The sequence below is a fragment of the Rhizobium fabae genome (assembly GCF_003985135.1).
GTDB lineage: Bacteria > Pseudomonadota > Alphaproteobacteria > Rhizobiales > Rhizobiaceae > Rhizobium > Rhizobium pisi.
In genome coordinates, this window is sequence record NZ_ML133652.1 from 105895 (window position 1) to 123102 (window position 17208).

A 17208-nucleotide genomic window follows, 5' to 3' on the forward strand; every position below is an offset into this window, starting at 1 on the left:
CGACCGGACGCGCTGGGGATGCCCTGTCGCTTTGAAGCCACGCATCATCCTTTCGAAAATCGGTCCCGATTTTCGGGTTATGCGCCAAGTTTCGAGCATCCGCCCTTGCGTTTTCGGACGAGGGCACCACATTCTCGTGAGGAACGGGCATGCCCGTTACAAGAATGCGGGACGGTTTCATGCAAGTCGGGAATGCCAGATACCTGAAGCCGGGCGATCTGCCTGATGCGATCGCCGTCTTCCCCTTGACCGGGGCCCTTCTCCTGCCGGCCGGGCAGCTTCCCCTCAACATTTTCGAGCCTCGTTACCTTGCGATGCTCGATGCAGCCCTTGCCGGAAACCGGCTGATCGGCATGGTGCAGCCGGCGCTCAGCGACCATGAGGACAAGGGCGGCGAGCACAGTCTGGCAGCGGTCGGCTGCCTTGGCCGCATCACATCCTTCGCCGAGACGGGCGACGGGCGTTATATCGTGTCGCTGACCGGTGTCTGCCGCTTCCGGCTGCTGGAGGAGAAAGCGACCGGCGATCCCTTCCGCACCTTCCGCATCGCCCCCTTCATCGCCGACCTATCGGCCGAAAACGAGGAGGAGGCCGTCGACCGCGCCGCGCTTCTGACCGCCTTCAAGGCCTATCTCGATGCCAACAAGCTGGAAGCAGATTGGGAGAGCGTCGAGCGGGCGAGCAATCTGACGCTCGTCAATTCGCTCGCCATGATGTCGCCCTTCGGACCGGCCGAAAAGCAGGCGCTGCTCGAGGCGCCCGACCTGAAGACGCGGGCGGAAACGTTAATCGCCATTACCGAGATCGTGCTGGCGCGCGTCTTCGGTGACTCCGACACAGTTCTGCAGTAGACTTCGGCCATGGACGAAAAACTCAGCCGCGTCGATCCGAAATTGCTCGAACTCCTGGTCTGCCCGCTCTCCAAGGGGCGGCTTTCCTATGATCGCGAGCACAATGAACTCGTTTCGGAAAAGGCGCAGCTTGCCTATCCGATCCGCGACGGCATTCCGATCATGCTGGTGTCCGAGGCCCGTCGGCTCGACGAGTGATGTCTCTTGGAAATCGTCTTTAGAGCCTTTCCGGGTTAGATTGAAGCATTCTGCCGGAGCAGGTTTTCGTCAGGGCAGAGGCGATTGGCGACGGGCATACCCGTTGGTACGTCCGAGCCGATCGCCTTTGATCCTGGCGGAAATATGCCCGGCCCTTCGGGTTGGCTGAAACGGGCCGGCTGATCGACCGGCCGACTTGGCCGTAGATCTGGGCTACGACGCGCGCCGGCCGGTCGATCATTCGACTCCGTTTGAGCCAACAGAATGCTTCAATCTAACCCGGAAAGGCTCTAAATCGTCTGGCCGGCCAGCAGGCGCGGATTGTCCTTTGCCGTCGTTCCCGCAGCCTGGCCGATGAAGAAGGATTTGAGACGCGGCAGGCGGTCGACGATGCCGAGGCCGACGTCGCGGGCGATGCGGATCGGCGTCGCGTCGTTGGAGAAGAGCCGGTTCAGCACGTCTGTTGTCACACCCATGCGGAAGGTGTCGAAGCGCCGCCAGGTCTGGTAGCGCTCGAGAATGTTGATCGAGCCGATGTCGAGGCCGAGGCGGTCGGCCTCCACCACGGTTTCGGCAAGTGCCGCCACATCCTTGAAGCCGAGATTGAGGCCCTGCCCGGAAATCGGGTGAATGCCGTGGGCTGCGTCGCCGGCAAGCGCGAAACGCGGCGCGACGAAGGAGTGGGCGAGCGTCAGGCCGAGAGGAAAGGCGCGCTTGTCGCCGATGACCTTCAGGCTCCCAAGCTTGTGGCCGAAACGGCGTTCCAATTCCTCCTCGAAGATCAAATCGTCGGCGGCAACCAGCCGATCGGCATCATGCGTCAGCTCCGTCCAGACGAGCGAGGAACGGTTGTTTCTGAGCGGCAGGATGGCGAAGGGGCCGGCCGGCAGGAAATGTTCTTCGGCGCAGCCCTCGTGCGGCCGCTCGTGTTCGACGGTCGCAACGATGCCGGACTGGCCATAATCCCAGGTGACGGTCCTGATGCCGGCGAGATCGCGCAGCTTCGAGCGCACGCCATCGCAGGCGACCAGCAGCCGGGCTTCCAGCGCGCTGCCGTCTGAAAGCGTGACCGTGACATGGCTGTCCTGCGTCTTCAGTTCCGTGGCGCCAAGCCCATGGCGGATCTCGATGCCGAGCCGCTCGCAGGTGCGGCGCAGTGCTGCGACCATGGCGACGTTCGGGATCATGTGCGCGAAAGGCCGGCCTTCCGTCACTTCGCCGTCGAAGGTCAAAAAAACCGGGCGTACCGGATCGGAGGTCCTTGAGTCGGTGACGATCATCTTGTTGATCGGCTGGGCTTCAGGCTCGATCTCGTCCCAGATGCCGAAGACCTCGAGCATTTTCGCAGCCGCCGCGATGATGGCGGAGGCGCGCGTATCGCCCTTCCAGACATGCTCGGGGGCCGCCTCGACAACCGCGACATCAAGATGCGGCGCCGCCTGCTTGACCGCGACAGCGGCGGAAAGGCCGACATAACCCCCGCCCACAACCAGCATGTCCAGCATCGCGCCGCTCCCGTACCTTGTACCTCAGATGTGATCTATATAGATCATCGCAACCTTACTTCCTACCACCGGGAGACGCACAAAATGACGCGCGAGACATCAGGGCCTTCGGCGATGGAGACGCTGCTTGCCACACTCGACCTGGAGCCGATCGAGGTCGATATCTTCCGTGGTAGGAGCCCTCAGGCCGGCTGGCAGCGGGTCTTCGGCGGCCAGGTGATCGGCCAGGCACTGATGGCTGCGCAACGCACCATCGAGGGTGACCGTTTTGCGCATTCCCTGCATGCCTATTTCATGCGTCCGGGCGATCCCTCGGTGCCGATCATCTACCAGGCGGAGCGCATCCGCGACGGATCGAGCTTCAACACCCGGCGCGTTGTGGCGATCCAGCATGGCAAGGCAATCTTCGCGCTGTCGGCTTCCTTCCAGGGGGAGGAGCCCGGCTTCGACCACCAGATCGACATGCCCGAGGTATCGGCGCCGGAAACGCTGCTCGGCGAGCAGCAGATCAAGGAGCAATATCTCGCGCATGCGCCCGAAGCGATCCGGAAATACTGGCAGCGCGAGCGGCCAATCGAGATCCGCCCCGTTTCGCTGACGCATTATTTTTCCGATAAGAAGCTCGATCCGAGACAGGACGTCTGGGTGCGCGCCACCGGCCCGGTTCCCGACAACCGGCTCTACCAGGCGGCGGTGCTTGCCTATCTCTCCGACATGACGCTGCTCGACACCGCGCTCTATGCGCATGGCACGTCGATCTTCGACCAGAGCCTGCAGGTGGCGAGCCTCGATCATTCCATGTGGTTTCACAGGCCCTGCAAGCTCGACGACTGGCTGCTCTATACGCAGGACAGCCCCTCGGCTTCGGGCGCCCGTGGATTGACCCGGGGCAGCCTGTTTACGCGATCGGGCGAGCTGGTCGCCTCCGTCGCCCAGGAGGGTTTGATTCGGAAAAAGGCAAATGAATAAATAATGTGCATCTTCATAAATTTGCGCATTATTTGTGCGCTTATCGGCCAGTCATTTGCCTGTTTATTAGCGTCCTTAATTATAATATTTATTTTTCAATAAGTTAGGTCCTACTTCGAATCTGGCACGTCCTTTGAATGTATATCGCCGGTCGCTGTTCAGGAACGTCAGCGGCAAGGAGAGTCGGCTCCGCGCCGAGGATAACGAAGGATGGGAAACCAGATGAAAATTGTGATGGCTATTATCAAGCCGTTCAAGCTCGATGAGGTCCGCGAAGCCCTTACGGCGATCGGCATTCAGGGCCTGACCGTGACCGAAGTGAAGGGCTACGGCCGCCAGAAGGGGCACACTGAAATCTATCGCGGCACCGAATATGCGGTCAGCTTCCTGCCGAAGCTCAAGATCGAAATCGCGGTTGCATCGGAACTCGTCGACAGGGCCGTCGAAGCCATCGCGGCCTCGGCCAAGACCGGCCAGATCGGCGACGGCAAGATTTTCGTCTATTCGATCGACCATGCCGTACGCATCCGTACGGGCGAAACCGATTCAGAAGCGCTGTAAAGAGCGGCAGATCAAGGAGCTTTATTCCATGTCAATTTCGAAGTTTTCCTCTACCATTGCGCTGGCTTGCGCAGCAACGGCTGCGCTTCTGGCGCCCGCCGTCGCTTTCGCGCAGGAAGCCGCGCCAGCCGCTGCCGCCACTGCTGCTCCCGCCTTCACCATGGACAAGGGTGACAATACCTGGATGCTTATCTCCTCGGCGCTCGTCCTTCTGATGACGATCCCGGGCCTTGCGCTTTTCTACGGCGGCCTCGTTCGCGCCAAAAACATGCTCTCGGTGCTGATGCAGGTCTTCATGATCACCGCCGTCGTGGCGCTCATCTGGGTCACCTACGGCTATTCGCTCGCCTTCACCGACGGCGGCTCGCTGAACAGCTTCGTCGGCGGCTTCTCCAAGGCGTTCCTCGCCGGCGTCAACACGTCGTCGCTCGCCGAAACCTTCTCGAAGGGCGTCGCAATTCCGGAATACACCTTCATCGTGTTCCAGATGACCTTCGCCTGCATCACGCCCGGCCTCATCGTCGGCGCCTTCGCCGAGCGCGTAAAGTTCTCGGCCGTCATGCTCTTCGTCGTGCTCTGGGTCACCTTCATCTACTTCCCGATGGCGCACATGGTCTGGTTCTGGGGCGGTCCGAGCTCCTACACCTCGCCGGCCGGCCTGATCTTCTCCTACGGCGCAATCGACTTCGCCGGCGGCACGGTCGTTCACATCAATGCCGGTATCGCAGGCCTCGTCGGCGCCATCATGCTCGGCAAGCGCACGGGCTATAAGAAGGAAATCATGGCTCCGCATTCGATGACGCTGACCATGGTCGGCGCCTCGCTGCTGTGGGTCGGCTGGTTCGGCTTCAATGCCGGCTCCAACCTCGAAGCCAATGCTTACGCCTCGCTTGCCTTTATCAACACCTTCGTTGCGACGGCCGCTGCCGCCGTATCCTGGTGCATCGTTGAAAGCCTCGCCCGCGGCAAGGCTTCCATGCTCGGCGGCGCTTCCGGCGCTGTCGCCGGTCTCGTTGCCATCACTCCGGCGGCAGGTTTTGCCGGCCCGATGGGCTCGATCGTTCTCGGCCTCATCGTCTCGCCGGTCTGCTACTTCTTCGTCGACGTCGTGAAGAACAAGTTCAACTACGACGACAGCCTCGACGTCTTCGGCGTGCATTGCATCGGCGGCATCCTCGGCGCTCTCGGCACGGGTATCCTCGTCAACCCGGCTCTCGGCGGCGCCGGCATCGTCGATTACTCGACGGCCGATTTCGCTGCCTCCTATGCCGGCACGGCAACCCAGGTCCTGGCCCAGGCCAAGGGCGTGCTGACGACGCTCCTGTGGTCGGGCATCGGTTCGGCGATCCTCTACAAGATCGTCGACGTCGTTATCGGCCTGCGCGTGAGCGTGGAAGCCGAGCGCGAAGGTCTCGACCTCTCGACCCACGGCGAAGCCGCCTACCACTCTTCCTGATTAGAGGGTTTGCGGCGCCCGGCATAAGGGCGCCGCTGCACAGCCCGTCGCGGCCTATCTAACAATAAGCCGCATTTGGCCCGGACCATCCAAGGTTCGGGCCTTTTTCATTTCCCCGTCAGGAATGCGCATCCGGGCCTGCATGGTTAACATCGCTTTAACCCGGCTCTGGTTAGGTAGAGCGGACGCATTTTGGCACGGCGAAGCTTTAGCGATTCGCGTGTCCTCAGGCATTGGACGGGTTAGACACATGGCAAGAAGCACGTCGCCGGCAATGGATGGCCGTCCGGATCGGTTCTCCTTCTCGGCATTCATGCTGCGGCAGATCCAGGCGCTCATCGGCTTTGCGATCTTTCTGCTGCTGGCGCTCTGCGTCGCCGCGCTGGCGACATGGAATGTCGCCGATCCCAGCTATTCCTATGCCACCGCCAACCTGCCGACGAATGTCCTCGGTTACAGCGGGGCCGCCTTTGCCGATCTCGTCATGCAGTTCCTGGGGCTTGCCAGCGTCGTTTCGATGCTGCCGATCGTCGCCTGGGCGCTGGCGCTGATCTCCGGCCGCCGCTTCAGCCGTATTCCCGCCCGCATGGGCGCCTGGCTCGCCGGCTCGGTGCTTTCCTCGGCCGTCATCGGCTGCTTTCCGCCGCCGCTCACCTGGCCGATCCCGAACGGCATCGGCGGTGTCGTCGGCGACATGATCCTGCGTTTTCCCGCACTCTTCGTCGGCGCTTATCCCACCGGCACTTTTGCCATGGTGGTCGGCTGCGTCTTTTCCCTGCCGACAGCATGGCTGATGCTGTTTGCATCGGGCATCGTCGGCCATAGCGACGCCGACGAGATCGAAGAGGATTACGTCGATACGACGAGCAAGGCCCGCGTCGTCGGAGACGAGGACGAAGAGGATGAGTCCCGCTGGGTTGCCCTGAGCGGCGCCGTCACGCATGCCTGGTATATGAGCCAGGGCCGCCTGCGCCGGCTCTTCGGCATGGGGCCGCGCAAGCGCCGCCAGGGCGATTTCGAATCACCCTATGATTTCAACGATGACGAGTTCGGCACGCTGAACGAACCGGTTCGCGCCAAGGCGCCGACGGTCCGCGGCGAGCGCATGGAGCCGTCGATGGAGCCGCGGGCGGCTTCGCCGCGGCGCATCGTCGCCGCGCCGTCGCTTTCGGTCGACGACGACAATGATGACGACGATCTGCCCTTCGATACCGATATGCCGCCGCGCCCGGCCGATATCCTGCCCGACGACGATGACGACGAGTGGATGATCCGCGCGCCGGCAAAGGCCGCCGGCAAGCCGGAACCTCGCGTCGTCCCCGCGGTCACGCGTCCGAAGCCCGGCGCCCGTGTCGAGCGCGAGGCGCAAGGCTCGTTCATCCGTCCCGAAGGTTTCCAACTCCCCTCGATGCATCTGCTCGCCGAGCCAAGGAATGTTGTCCGCGATTCCACGCTTTCGGCCGACGCGCTGGAGCAGAATGCCCGCATGCTCGAAGGCGTGCTGGAGGATTTCGGTGTCAAGGGCGAGATCATCCATGTCCGCCCGGGTCCTGTCGTCACACTGTACGAATTGGAGCCGGCGCCCGGCATCAAATCGTCGCGCGTCATCGGCCTGGCCGACGATATTGCCCGCTCGATGAGCGCGATCGCCGCCCGCGTCGCCGTCGTGCCCGGCCGCAACGCGATCGGCATCGAACTGCCCAACCAGACGCGCGAGACCGTCTATCTCCGCGAGCTCATCGCTTCCCGGGATTTCGAGGGCAGCAAGGCGAAGCTCGCCATGGCGCTCGGCAAGACGATCGGCGGCGAAGCCGTCATCGCCGACCTCGCCAAGATGCCGCACCTGCTGGTCGCCGGCACCACCGGCTCGGGCAAATCGGTCGCCATCAACACGATGATCCTGTCGCTGCTCTACCGCATGACGCCGGAGCAGTGCCGCCTGATCATGATCGACCCGAAGATGCTCGAACTTTCGGTTTATGACGGCATTCCGCACCTGCTTTCGCCTGTCGTCACCGATCCGAAGAAGGCCGTCGTCGCGCTGAAATGGACCGTGCGCGAGATGGAAGAGCGCTACAAGAAGATGTCGAAGATCGGCGTGCGCAATATCGACGGCTTCAATACCCGCGTCGAGCAGGCGCTGTCGAAGGGCGAGGCGATCTCGCGCACGGTGCAGACCGGCTTCGACCGCCACACCGGCGAGGCGATGTACGAGACCGAAGAATTCGATCTCAGCCCGATGCCCTATATCGTCGTCATCATCGACGAGATGGCCGACCTGATGATGGTCGCCGGCAAGGATATCGAAGGCGCCGTCCAGCGTCTGGCGCAGATGGCGCGCGCCGCCGGCATCCACGTGATCATGGCGACACAGCGTCCGTCGGTCGACGTCATCACCGGCACGATCAAGGCGAACTTCCCGACCCGCATCTCCTTCCAGGTGACATCGAAGATCGACAGCCGCACGATCCTCGGCGAGCAAGGCGCAGAACAGCTGCTCGGCATGGGCGACATGCTCTATATGGCGGGCGGCGGGCGTATCCAGCGCGTGCACGGGCCGTTCGTCTCGGATGTCGAAGTGGAAGAGATCGTCTCCTACCTGAAGACGCAGGGCTCGCCGCAATATCTCGATGCGATCACCGCCGATGACGACGAGGACGGCGATTACGGCGGTGGCGGCGGCCCGGCCGGTACGTCGAACCTTTCGGACTCGGAAGATCCATATGATCAGGCTGTCGCCATCGTGCTGCGCGACGGCAAGGCCTCGACCTCCTATGTCCAGCGCCGTCTCGGCATCGGTTACAACAGAGCCGCTTCGCTTATCGAGCGCATGGAGAAGGAAGGCATCATCGGGCCTGCCAATCACGCCGGAAAGCGCGAAATTCTTGTTCCGACCGAGGCCGATATCCTCGACCGCTGAGATAACGGCCATATATTTCCAATGCGGCCGTTTTTGCGGAACCTGACGGCATGGAAGCCGTTCGCTCTCGCGAGGCTGATCGCGGCCTTGAAGACGCCGCCTTTCAACGGCATGCAGATCTCATAAAGGAGATTTAGATGAGTAACTCCAGTTCCCTCCTCTCCGGCCTGACGATGACGCGCCGCGAAATTCTGGGCGCCTTTGCCGTTGCTGCGATGGCGACCGCCGTTCCTCTCGGCGCCTTCGCGCAGGCGGCAGCGCCGGCTTCCGGCACCGCGCAGGCGATCGCTGACCATTTCTCCGGCGTGACGACGATGCAGGGGGAATTCGTGCAGTTCGGTCCACGCGGTGAGCAGACCGGCGGCAAGTTCTTCATTCAGCGCCCCGGCAAGCTACGCTTCAACTATGACGATCCGTCGCCGATGCGGGTGATCGCCGACGGCAAGAATGTCGCCATCGGCAACACCAAGCTCAAGACCTGGGATCTCTATCCGCTCTCCAAGACGCCGCTCAGCCTTTTGCTGGCGCAGCATATCGACCTGTCGGCCGGCATGGTGAAGGGCGTGAAGGAAGAATCGGACCTGACGACAATTGCGCTCGGCAACAATACGGTGTTCGGGAACTCGACCATCACCATGATGTTCGACCCCAAGACCTACGACCTGCGCCAGTGGACGATCACCGACAATCAGGGCAAGGACACGTCAGTGATGATCTTCAACGTCAAGACGGGCGTGCAATTCGACGACCGTGTCTTCCGCGTGCCTTACGAGAACATCCCCGGTACGGCGGCGTCGCGCGACTGAGCCTTTTCGGTTGATCGCCGGCCGCTCCCTCAAGTGGGTTCCCTCCCGCTTGCCTTTGTTCTAAAGCCCTTTCATGAAAGCGCGTCGCACCGAACATCGCTGCGCGGTTCGGGCTAGGCATTGGCCGTGAAAGGGCATGGGGAATGGGCTTTTCGATTACCACCTGGAACATCAATTCGGTGCGGCTGCGCATGCCGATCGTCGAGCAGCTCGTTCTCAAGCACAGGCCGGATATTCTCTGCCTGCAGGAAACAAAGGTGCCGAACGAGCTCTTTCCGGCAGCCCCCCTGCGAGCCATGGGCTATGACCACATCATCATCCACGGCCAGAAGGGCTATCACGGCGTGGCGATCGCCTCGCGCATTCCGCTGACGGAGGATCACCGGCAGGATTATTGCGGCGTCGGCGATGCCCGCCACATATCGGCGATCTTCGAGCGCGGCAATCGCCGCATCCGGCTGCACAATTTCTACGTCCCGGCCGGCGGCGACGAGCCGGACCGCACCATCAATCCGAAATTCGGCCACAAGCTCGATTTCATCGAGGAGATGAAGCAGCTGAAAGCCAATGGCGAGGCCAACACTTCCGCCATCCTCGTCGGCGACCTGAACATCGCGCCGCTGGAGCACGATGTTTGGTCGCACAAGCAGCTCCTGAAGATCGTCAGCCACACGCCTGTCGAAACCGACGGGCTGCTCGAGGTGATGAAGCGCGGCGCCTGGCTCGATCTCATGCGCCATCACGTGCCTGAAAACGAGAAGCTCTATACGTGGTGGAGCTACCGCGCCAAGGACTGGGAGGCGGCCGATCGCGGCCGTCGTCTCGACCATATCTGGTCGTCGTCCGATCTCGGGCCGCATCTCAAGCGGATCGAAATCCTCAAGGAGGCGCGCGGCTGGGATCGCCCCTCGGACCACGTGCCGGTGACGGCGCATTTTGATCTCTGATGCAGTGGATTCTCCAGGAGTTCGAAGACACCCATAAGCTGGCCGAGGCACTCGACCGGCTCGGCATCTCGTACACATGGCATAAGGTCGTCCCGTTCGTCGGCGAACTTATCCCCACGCCCGTCGTAGCCGATCCAGGTTCCGTGGTTCTGTTTGGCTCCTACACCCTGTGGAGAAACTCCGAGGCGAATGGTTATTGGCCGGGCACGTTGAAACTGCGCCCCTTCGTCCAGGAAAGGGCTTGGCACCCCTACCTCCTCAACGGAGCCGACGCGCTGTTTCTGACCCTTCAGGAGGTTCCGGAACGTCTGGCTGACGATGGAAGGGATTGGTTCCTGCGCCCTGTCGACGACAGCAAGGAAGAGCCGGGCAACGTCAAATCGACAGGCGAGATCATTGGTATGGCGGAGAAGGTTCTCGCGCTTGACGAAGATGAAATCCCGAACGGATCGCTTCGTCACGACACGCTTCTGATGCTCACCAAGCCTGTTCGCATCCTGCGTGAATGGCGCCTCTGGGCCGTCAACGGGCGGATCGTCACCTACTCGCTCTACAAGGACGGCTCGCGCGTCGTCCACCGCCACGAGATCGACGACGATGCGCTTGAATTCGGGCAGCGCATGGTGGACATCAATCCCGGCTATTCGCCGGCTTATGTGATCGATGTCTGCCGCACCGAAGAGGGGCTGAAGCTGCTCGAGACGAACTGTCTCAATGCCGCCGGATTCTATGCCGCAGATCTCATGAAGCTTGCCGCAGCGATCGACGGGCTAACCCGCGACTGACGCTTTGACCAACAGGGATCAGCTGAAGCGGTGGAACTGGCTTGCGGCCTTTGCCGCGAGTTCGGCGAGATTGTCGCGGATGCGGTTTTCGATCAGCCGGGCCGCGGCCGGATATTCCTCGATCAACCGGTGGAAGAGGGCGCGGGTGATGCGGATGATACTGGTATCCTCGCGCGCGATCGCGGTGAACTTGCGCTCTACCAGGGTGACCAATGCAAGCTCTGAAATCATCGTTCCGGGGCCGGCGACCGCCTCGGCCCTCTGCATGCCGTCGCTGCTCGTCGTCATCAGCTCAAGGCTGCCGCTGATGACGACATAGGCGCTTTCGGCCGGCGAGCCCTGGCGAAACAACATCTGGCCGGCAGCGATCACGCGCCGGTCGGCGCCGAAGGCGATCAGCCGCAGCTGGTCCTCGTTCATGTCCTTGAACAGCGGAAGCTGCGAGAGCAGATTGATATCGTCGGTCAGCGCCATGCGGGCTTTTCGCCTTAGAGCAATTCCAGCAAAGGTGCTTGGCGGTTTTGCCAGGCAAAGCGTGAAACGCTTTTGCCGGGAATTGCGTGAAAACAAAGAGATAGAGCATTACCGCGATTCGGGGAACGGAAATGCCCTAGGGTATGATCTTGTAGCCGCCGTTTTCCGTCACGAGGATTTCGGCATTCGAGGGGTCGCGCTCGATCTTCTGGCGCAGCCGGTAGACATGGGTTTCCAGCGTATGGGTCGTCACGCCGGAATTATAGCCCCAGACCTCTTCGAGAAGCACGTCTCGGGTAACGACCTTCTGCTCGGCGCGGTAGAGGTAGCGGATGATCGCCGCTTCCTTTTCCGTCAGGCGGATCTTCTGGCCATTGTCGGTGGTGAGCAGCTTCTGGCTCGGCTTGAAGATATAGGGGCCGACGGTGAAGGTTGCGTCCTCGCTCTGCTCGTGCTGGCGCAGCTGCACGCGGATGCGCGCAAGCAGCACGGCGAAGCGGAAAGGCTTGGTGACATAGTCGTTGGCGCCGGCTTCGAGGCCGAGGATCGTGTCCGAATCGGTGTCATGGCCGGTCAGCATGATGATCGGCGCCTTGAAGCCGCCCTTGCGCAAGAGCTTCACCGCTTCGCGGCCGTCCATATCGGGCAGGCCGACATCCATGATCAGCAGGTCGATCGGCGTCGAGCGGGCAGTCGCGACGCCCTTGCCCGCATTGGCTTCCTGCAGAACCGTGAATTCCTCATAAAGCGACAATTGTTCCGTCAGCGTCTGCCGAAGGTCATCGTCGTCATCCACCAGAAGAATGGTGCGTGCGGTCATGCCGTTGTGTCCTCAAGTTCGTTCTCTAGTCCTACGCCAAATTCCGGGTTTGGCAAGGATCGGCCGGCGGGGCTGTTGCCGGGCAGGTTTTCATATGATTTCAATCAAAACGTCAGGCAATGCAAGACATGCGAGAAAAATGGAAAAAGCAAGGCGGGAGCCGGGGATGAGGCCGTCCACAGTCGTGGTACGCCCCGCGCCGGGAAACAAGAGCCGCGCGATCGTCCGGCTCGGCGCGATCACCGTGCCAGCCGCGATCGGCCGCTCCGGCCGCACCGTACTGAAACGCGAGGGCGACGGCGCCACGCCAATCACATCGATGAGGCTGATATCAGGCTTCCGTCGCGGCGAGCGGAACGGCCGCCTTGTCACGCCGCTTGCCCTTCGCCGCATTCGTCCTGACATGCTCTGGTGCGATCAGCCTGATAATGCGAGCTACAACCGCCTTGTCAGGGCGCCTTTTAACGCAAGCCATGAGGAGATGCGGCGCAGCGACATGCTCTACGATGTCTGCCTGGTGATGGACTGGAACATTTCCTCGCGGGCGCGCCATCGCGGCTCGGCGATCTTCTTCCATCTCATCCGGCCGGGCTATGAGCCGACGGCCGGCTGCGTGGCGGTGAGCCTGTGCGACATGCGCCGGCTTCTGCCCCATCTTCGAAAGGGAACGATTGTCCGCGTGCTCTGATTGTTTTGTGGATGCGGCCGCCTATATGCTCTCGGTGATCGAACGCTCCGGCTGAAATGCGTTCAGGGACGTCCGCATGCGCGGACGCAATTCATGCCTCGTCCAATTTTCAAATTTCCGGAGATATATTGTGACCGCTCAACCCATCATCACTTTCCATGACGGACATTCCATTCCCCAGGTCGGCCTCGGCGTCTGGCAGACGCCCCAGGAGATTGCCGCTCCAACGGTGCGCACTGCAATTGCCGCCGGCTATCGCCATATCGATACGGCTTCCGGCTACGACAATGAAGAAGGCGTCGGCGAAGGCATCCGCTCATCCGGCCTCGACCGCAAGGACATCTTCGTCACCACCAAGCTCAGGAACACCGATCAGGGCTACGACAATGCGCTGCGTGCCTTTGACGGCAGCCTGAAGAAGCTCGGCTCCGAATATGTCGACCTTTACCTCATTCACTGGCCGTCGCCGCATCGCGGTCTTTATACCGAGACCTGGAAGGCTTTCGCGCGCATCCGGGAAGAGGGCCGCGCCCGTTCGATCGGCGTATCGAATTTCTACCCTGAACATCTGGAACGTATCATCGGCGAAACGGGCGTTGTTCCCGTCATCAACCAGATCGAACTGCACCCCGATTTCCAGCAGAAGGCGGCGCAGGAGGTTCACAAGAAGCTTAACATCGCCACCGAATCCTGGAGCCCGCTCGGCCAGGGCAAATTCATCTCGAACCCTGTCATCGGCGAGATCGCCAGGAAGCATCAGAAGACGCCGGCCCAGGTCATCATCCGCTGGCACATCGACACCGGCCTCGTCGTCATCCCGAAGTCAGTTACGCCGTCACGCATCGAAGAGAATTTCGAGGTGTTCGACTTCAAGCTCGATGCCGATGATATGGCCGCGATCGCAAAGCTCGACAGCGTCGGCGCCCGCATGGGACCGGATCCGATGACGGCGTCTTTCTGACCAGTACCCAACACATCAGCGGCCGCCGCGGAGGAGAGACCAACCGTGGCGGCCGCCGCTTGACCGAGGCATGCAGCCTTCAGTCAATAATTGCAATTGGACGATCCGTTGGTTGGGGCGAAGCCGTAATTGCAGGTATTGCTTGGGTTTTGCGGCCGTCCAATTGAGCCGGTATAATCGTCGAAGGCGCGCGAGGGATACCAATAGCCGTTCGAGCTCTTGATATAGCCGGGCCGGCTGCTGCTAGAGCCGCGATATCCGTTGAGCGACGGTATCTTCTTCTGCGCAACCTGCTGCAGTTGGTCCGAAGCACCAATGATTGGCGGCATTCTTGGATTCATCGGCCCGGCGCCGGCGGCGTCGATCGATGCCAGCAGTGCAAAAATCAGGCCGGCTTGCAGTAAACTCCATACTAACTTCTGCCTCATGGCGCTTCCCCGATGGCGCGGTGTTCGCGAAGCCTGAACGGTATCTGTCGGGTGTCGCGCCTGATTATCGATGAGGCCACAAGACTTTATCGATGTCGATTGCCCGAAAGGATGAAATTGGGAATGCGGGCCATGCACAAACGGGCTTGCCCGCCATGACATAATTAAATCGGAAGCGGAGAAATTAGGGCAGCAATTCAGAGAGCTAAGGAACTCTTGGCGCGTCAGCGACGGCGCGCGCGGTGCAGGTCTGCAACAATCCGGACGTCGGAGCGACCGGAGCTCAAATGCGAAACCGCCCGATGCGCTCGGAGCGCATCGGGCGGTTTTCATTCCGACCGGATCAGATCAGTTCCACTCGCGGATATCGACGAAGTGTCCGGCGATCGCAGCGGCGGCGGCCATGGCCGGCGAGACGAGGTGCGTGCGGCCCTTGAAACCCTGGCGGCCTTCGAAATTGCGGTTCGAGGTCGAGGCGCAGCGCTCGCCCGGCTTCAGGCGGTCGTCGTTCATGGCCAGGCACATGGAGCAGCCCGGCTCGCGCCAGTCGAAGCCGGCGGCCTTGAAGATCTTGTCGAGGCCTTCGGCTTCCGCCTGCTCCTTGACGAGGCCGGAGCCCGGCACTATCATCGCGTCGACGGTTGCGGCAACCGTCTTGCCCTCGACGACCTTGGCGACTTCGCGCAGATCCTCGATGCGGCCGTTGGTGCAGGAGCCGATGAAGACGCGATCGAGCGTGATGTCGGTCATCTTGGTGCCCGGCTTGAGGCCCATATAGTCGAGCGCGCGCCACTTGGAGGTGCGCTTGGTTTCGTCCTGGATATCGTCAGGGTTGGGAACGATGCCCTGGACGGAGATGACGTCTTCGGGCGAGGAGCCCCAGGAGACGATCGGCGGCAGGCTGGCGGCATCGAGCACGACGACGCGGTCATAGTGGGCGCCTTCGTCGGTCTGCAGCGTCTTCCAGTAGGCGATCGCCTGTTCCAGCGCTTCGCCCTTCGGCGCACGCGGCTTGCCCTTGATGTATTCAAAGGTTTTTTCATCTGGCGCGATCAGGCCGGCACGGGCGCCGCCCTCGATCGTCATGTTGCAGATGGTCATGCGGCCTTCCATCGACAGCGCACGGATCGCTTCGCCGGCAAATTCGATGACGTGGCCGGTGCCGCCGGCCGTGCCGATCTCGCCGATGATGGCGAGGATGATGTCCTTGGCGGTGACGTGCGGCGGAAGTACGCCGTCGACACGCACCAGCATGTTCTTCGCCTTCTTCTGGATCAGCGTCTGGGTCGCCAGCACATGCTCGACCTCGGAGGTGCCGATGCCGTGCGCCAGCGCGCCGAAGGCGCCATGCGTCGAGGTGTGGCTGTCGCCGCAGACGATGGTCATGCCGGGCAGGGTGAAGCCCTGTTCCGGACCGACGATGTGAACGATGCCCTGGCGCTTGTCGCTCGCCGAATAATATTCGACGCCGAATTCGGCGGCGTTGGTGGCGAGCGCTTCGACCTGGATGCGGCTTTCCTCGTTCTTGATGCCGAGATGGCGATCGGGCGAGGTCGGAACGTTATGGTCGACGACGGCGAGCGTCTTTTCCGGCGCGCGAACCTTGCGGCCGGTCATGCGCAGGCCTTCGAACGCCTGCGGCGAGGTCACTTCATGGACCAGGTGGCGGTCGATGTAGAGAAGACAGGTGCCGTCTGCCTGTTCGTCGACCAGATGATCGTCCCAGATCTTGTCGTAGAGGGTACGCGGTGCGCTCATGGCGTTAAGTCCGTTTTTTTGAAAGCCTTGGAAAATCGGAAAATGGCGGATCAGGCCGCCGGCCGTCATTCGTTCAACGAAGTCGGCTGTTGAGCGCACCGGACACGCACGCAAAAAACCGCGCCGGCAGGCGATAATGATCCTGCAGCACGAAAATATGCGCGCCAGTGCATCTGAACTTGGATTCCATGGCATGCATATAACGATTTTTCGCGGCGGCTTCAATTTGAATCATCAGAAGCGCTTCGCGACGCCTTCACCGCGACTTCATCCATTTCTCGGTTCGCCGCAGCGCCAGCGAAAGTCCGATCGTCAGGATCAGGTAAATATAGGTGACGATCGAATAGGTCTCGAAGAAGCGAAACGAGCCGGCGGCGTAGACCTTGCCCATCTGGGTGATGTCGGCGACGCCGAGCACGGAGACGAGCGAGCTGTCCTTGACCATGGAGACGAAATCGTTGGAGAGCGGCGGGAAGATCACCCGGATCGCCTGCGGGAAGATGACGGAGCGGAAGCGCCGGTAGCGCGAGAGGCCGAGCGCCTTGGCCGCCTCGATCTGACCGAGATCGACCGATTGGAAACCGGCGCGGAAGATTTCAGCGATGAAGGAGGAATAACCGATCGTCAGCGCGATGATCGCCCGCCACATCAGCGAGAGATCGCGGACCAGAATGGGTTCGGCCACGCCTGCCGTCACCAGCGGCGAGATCAGGAAATTATAGGCTGCGACCAAAGCCGGCGCGCCGACGAAGGCGACATAGAACAAGAGCACGAGCATCGGGATGCCGCGGATCATCTCGATGTAGAAGCGTGCGATCTGGCGCAGCACCGGATTATCAGCCATGCCGAGCAGGCAGATGCCGAGTCCGAGGACGGTGGCGAGCACGAAGGCGACCAGCGTGACGAAGACGGTGATGCCGACGCCGTTGACGACGGTGCGGAAAACCTGGGCATAGATATCGTTGGCGACGATGACGGCGGCAAGGACGATGCCGATCGCGACGAGCGCGACCAGCCACCAGGGATAATCGTCCTTGACGTGTCTGTCGGGAGATGGCCTCAACGCCATTAGCGGCTGCTC

18 protein-coding genes are annotated in these 17208 nt (G+C 61.6%); 11 read left to right on the top strand and 7 right to left on the bottom strand.

What is annotated here, in order from left to right:
• Positions 1-164 precede the first annotated feature (164 nt).
• Together EFB14_RS17750 and EFB14_RS17755 are read left to right on the top strand one after the other, a co-directional pair.
• Positions 165-851, top strand: a complete 687-nt coding sequence (locus tag EFB14_RS17750; protein ID WP_183604881.1) for an LON peptidase substrate-binding domain-containing protein — start codon at positions 165-167, stop codon at positions 849-851.
• A 9-nt stretch (positions 852-860) separates the two neighbouring features.
• Positions 861-1049 carry a Trm112 family protein gene (locus EFB14_RS17755; protein WP_003567459.1) on the top strand — a complete coding sequence of 63 codons (189 nt, stop codon included), beginning with the start codon at positions 861-863 and terminating at the stop codon, positions 1047-1049.
• Between the two features lie 290 nt (positions 1050-1339).
• Here EFB14_RS17755 and EFB14_RS17770 read toward each other — a convergent pair whose 3' ends face one another.
• Positions 1340-2554: a ubiquinone biosynthesis hydroxylase gene (locus EFB14_RS17770; RefSeq protein WP_126827585.1), complete on the bottom strand. Its 1215-nt coding sequence runs from the start codon at positions 2552-2554 to the stop codon at positions 1340-1342.
• Between the two features lie 84 nt (positions 2555-2638).
• On the opposite strand from EFB14_RS17770, the gene tesB reads away from it, so the two are divergent.
• The 7 genes from tesB to EFB14_RS17805 all read left to right on the top strand — a co-directional run bounded on the left by tesB (position 2639) and on the right by EFB14_RS17805 (position 10998).
• A complete protein-coding gene (tesB, locus tag EFB14_RS17775; RefSeq protein WP_126827587.1) occupies positions 2639-3523 on the top strand; it encodes an acyl-CoA thioesterase II in 885 nt (294 codons plus the stop codon).
• A 210-nt stretch (positions 3524-3733) separates the two neighbouring features.
• Positions 3734-4084, top strand: coding sequence for a P-II family nitrogen regulator (locus EFB14_RS17780; protein ID WP_003543684.1), 351 nt, complete (start codon positions 3734-3736; stop codon positions 4082-4084).
• 28 nt (positions 4085-4112) lie between these two features.
• Positions 4113-5540, top strand: coding sequence for an ammonium transporter (locus EFB14_RS17785; protein ID WP_126827589.1), 1428 nt, complete (start codon positions 4113-4115; stop codon positions 5538-5540).
• Between the two features lie 250 nt (positions 5541-5790).
• The gene (locus EFB14_RS17790; protein WP_126827591.1) at positions 5791-8460 is read left to right on the top strand and encodes an FtsK/SpoIIIE family DNA translocase; all 2670 of its coding nucleotides are present in this window, start codon (positions 5791-5793) and stop codon (positions 8458-8460) included.
• A gap of 137 nt (positions 8461-8597) precedes the next feature.
• Positions 8598-9266 carry an outer membrane lipoprotein carrier protein LolA gene (locus EFB14_RS17795; protein WP_125846013.1) on the top strand — a complete coding sequence of 223 codons (669 nt, stop codon included), beginning with the start codon at positions 8598-8600 and terminating at the stop codon, positions 9264-9266.
• Positions 9267-9409: 143 nt separating this feature from the next.
• Entirely contained in the window at positions 9410-10213 is an 804-nt protein-coding gene (locus EFB14_RS17800; RefSeq protein ID WP_126827593.1) for an exodeoxyribonuclease III, read from the top strand.
• Positions 10213-10998: an ATP-grasp domain-containing protein gene (locus tag EFB14_RS17805; protein ID WP_126827595.1), complete on the top strand. Its 786-nt coding sequence runs from the start codon at positions 10213-10215 to the stop codon at positions 10996-10998. Before EFB14_RS17800 ends, EFB14_RS17805 begins: the two co-directional genes overlap by 1 nt.
• Before the next feature lie 18 nt (positions 10999-11016).
• Here EFB14_RS17805 and EFB14_RS17810 read toward each other — a convergent pair whose 3' ends face one another.
• Entirely contained in the window at positions 11017-11472 is a 456-nt protein-coding gene (locus EFB14_RS17810) for a cyclic nucleotide-binding domain-containing protein (protein ID WP_126827597.1), read from the bottom strand.
• A 136-nt stretch (positions 11473-11608) separates the two neighbouring features.
• Positions 11609-12292, bottom strand: a complete 684-nt coding sequence (locus EFB14_RS17815) for a response regulator transcription factor (protein WP_126827599.1) — start codon at positions 12290-12292, stop codon at positions 11609-11611.
• A gap of 166 nt (positions 12293-12458) precedes the next feature.
• Here EFB14_RS17815 and EFB14_RS17820 point away from each other — a divergent pair, with 166 nt between their 5' ends.
• Together EFB14_RS17820 and EFB14_RS17825 are read left to right on the top strand one after the other, a co-directional pair.
• The gene (locus EFB14_RS17820; RefSeq protein ID WP_126827601.1) at positions 12459-12980 is read left to right on the top strand and encodes a L,D-transpeptidase family protein; all 522 of its coding nucleotides are present in this window, start codon (positions 12459-12461) and stop codon (positions 12978-12980) included.
• Between the two features lie 130 nt (positions 12981-13110).
• Positions 13111-13941 carry an aldo/keto reductase gene (locus EFB14_RS17825; protein ID WP_126827603.1) on the top strand — a complete coding sequence of 277 codons (831 nt, stop codon included), beginning with the start codon at positions 13111-13113 and terminating at the stop codon, positions 13939-13941.
• A gap of 83 nt (positions 13942-14024) precedes the next feature.
• On the opposite strand, the gene EFB14_RS17830 is transcribed toward EFB14_RS17825, so the two are convergent.
• From EFB14_RS17830 to EFB14_RS17845, 4 genes are all read right to left on the bottom strand, one after another.
• The gene (locus tag EFB14_RS17830) at positions 14025-14369 is read right to left on the bottom strand and encodes a cell surface protein (RefSeq protein WP_126827605.1); all 345 of its coding nucleotides are present in this window, start codon (positions 14367-14369) and stop codon (positions 14025-14027) included.
• Between the two features lie 348 nt (positions 14370-14717).
• Complete coding sequence (leuC, locus tag EFB14_RS17835; RefSeq protein WP_125846019.1) at positions 14718-16127, bottom strand: 3-isopropylmalate dehydratase large subunit; 1410 nt, start codon at positions 16125-16127, stop codon at positions 14718-14720.
• A 73-nt stretch (positions 16128-16200) separates the two neighbouring features.
• Complete coding sequence (locus tag EFB14_RS17840) at positions 16201-16362, bottom strand: hypothetical protein (RefSeq protein ID WP_164737542.1); 162 nt, start codon at positions 16360-16362, stop codon at positions 16201-16203.
• Between the two features lie 21 nt (positions 16363-16383).
• Positions 16384-17196, bottom strand: coding sequence for an amino acid ABC transporter permease (locus EFB14_RS17845; protein ID WP_126827607.1), 813 nt, complete (start codon positions 17194-17196; stop codon positions 16384-16386).
• Positions 17197-17208 lie beyond the last annotated feature (12 nt).

What these genes read in the sequence shown, in the direction of transcription:
- EFB14_RS17750 (WP_183604881.1), top strand. Translation starts at nt 165, where the DNA reads ATGCGGGACGGTTTCATGCAAGTCGGGAATGCCAGATACCTGAAGCCG.
- EFB14_RS17755 (WP_003567459.1), top strand. Translation starts at nt 861, where the DNA reads ATGGACGAAAAACTCAGCCGCGTCGATCCGAAATTGCTCGAACTCCTG.
- EFB14_RS17770 (WP_126827585.1), bottom strand. Translation starts at nt 2,554, where the DNA reads ATGCTGGACATGCTGGTTGTGGGCGGGGGTTATGTCGGCCTTTCCGCC.
- tesB (WP_126827587.1), top strand. Translation starts at nt 2,639, where the DNA reads ATGACGCGCGAGACATCAGGGCCTTCGGCGATGGAGACGCTGCTTGCC.
- EFB14_RS17780 (WP_003543684.1), top strand. Translation starts at nt 3,734, where the DNA reads ATGGGAAACCAGATGAAAATTGTGATGGCTATTATCAAGCCGTTCAAG.
- EFB14_RS17785 (WP_126827589.1), top strand. Translation starts at nt 4,113, where the DNA reads ATGTCAATTTCGAAGTTTTCCTCTACCATTGCGCTGGCTTGCGCAGCA.
- EFB14_RS17790 (WP_126827591.1), top strand. Translation starts at nt 5,791, where the DNA reads ATGGCAAGAAGCACGTCGCCGGCAATGGATGGCCGTCCGGATCGGTTC.
- EFB14_RS17795 (WP_125846013.1), top strand. Translation starts at nt 8,598, where the DNA reads ATGAGTAACTCCAGTTCCCTCCTCTCCGGCCTGACGATGACGCGCCGC.
- EFB14_RS17800 (WP_126827593.1), top strand. Translation starts at nt 9,410, where the DNA reads ATGGGCTTTTCGATTACCACCTGGAACATCAATTCGGTGCGGCTGCGC.
- EFB14_RS17805 (WP_126827595.1), top strand. Translation starts at nt 10,213, where the DNA reads ATGCAGTGGATTCTCCAGGAGTTCGAAGACACCCATAAGCTGGCCGAG.
- EFB14_RS17810 (WP_126827597.1), bottom strand. Translation starts at nt 11,472, where the DNA reads ATGGCGCTGACCGACGATATCAATCTGCTCTCGCAGCTTCCGCTGTTC.
- EFB14_RS17815 (WP_126827599.1), bottom strand. Translation starts at nt 12,292, where the DNA reads ATGACCGCACGCACCATTCTTCTGGTGGATGACGACGATGACCTTCGG.
- EFB14_RS17820 (WP_126827601.1), top strand. Translation starts at nt 12,459, where the DNA reads ATGAGGCCGTCCACAGTCGTGGTACGCCCCGCGCCGGGAAACAAGAGC.
- EFB14_RS17830 (WP_126827605.1), bottom strand. Translation starts at nt 14,369, where the DNA reads ATGAGGCAGAAGTTAGTATGGAGTTTACTGCAAGCCGGCCTGATTTTT.
- leuC (WP_125846019.1), bottom strand. Translation starts at nt 16,127, where the DNA reads ATGAGCGCACCGCGTACCCTCTACGACAAGATCTGGGACGATCATCTG.
- EFB14_RS17840 (WP_164737542.1), bottom strand. Translation starts at nt 16,362, where the DNA reads ATGATTCAAATTGAAGCCGCCGCGAAAAATCGTTATATGCATGCCATG.
- EFB14_RS17845 (WP_126827607.1), bottom strand. Translation starts at nt 17,196, where the DNA reads ATGGCGTTGAGGCCATCTCCCGACAGACACGTCAAGGACGATTATCCC.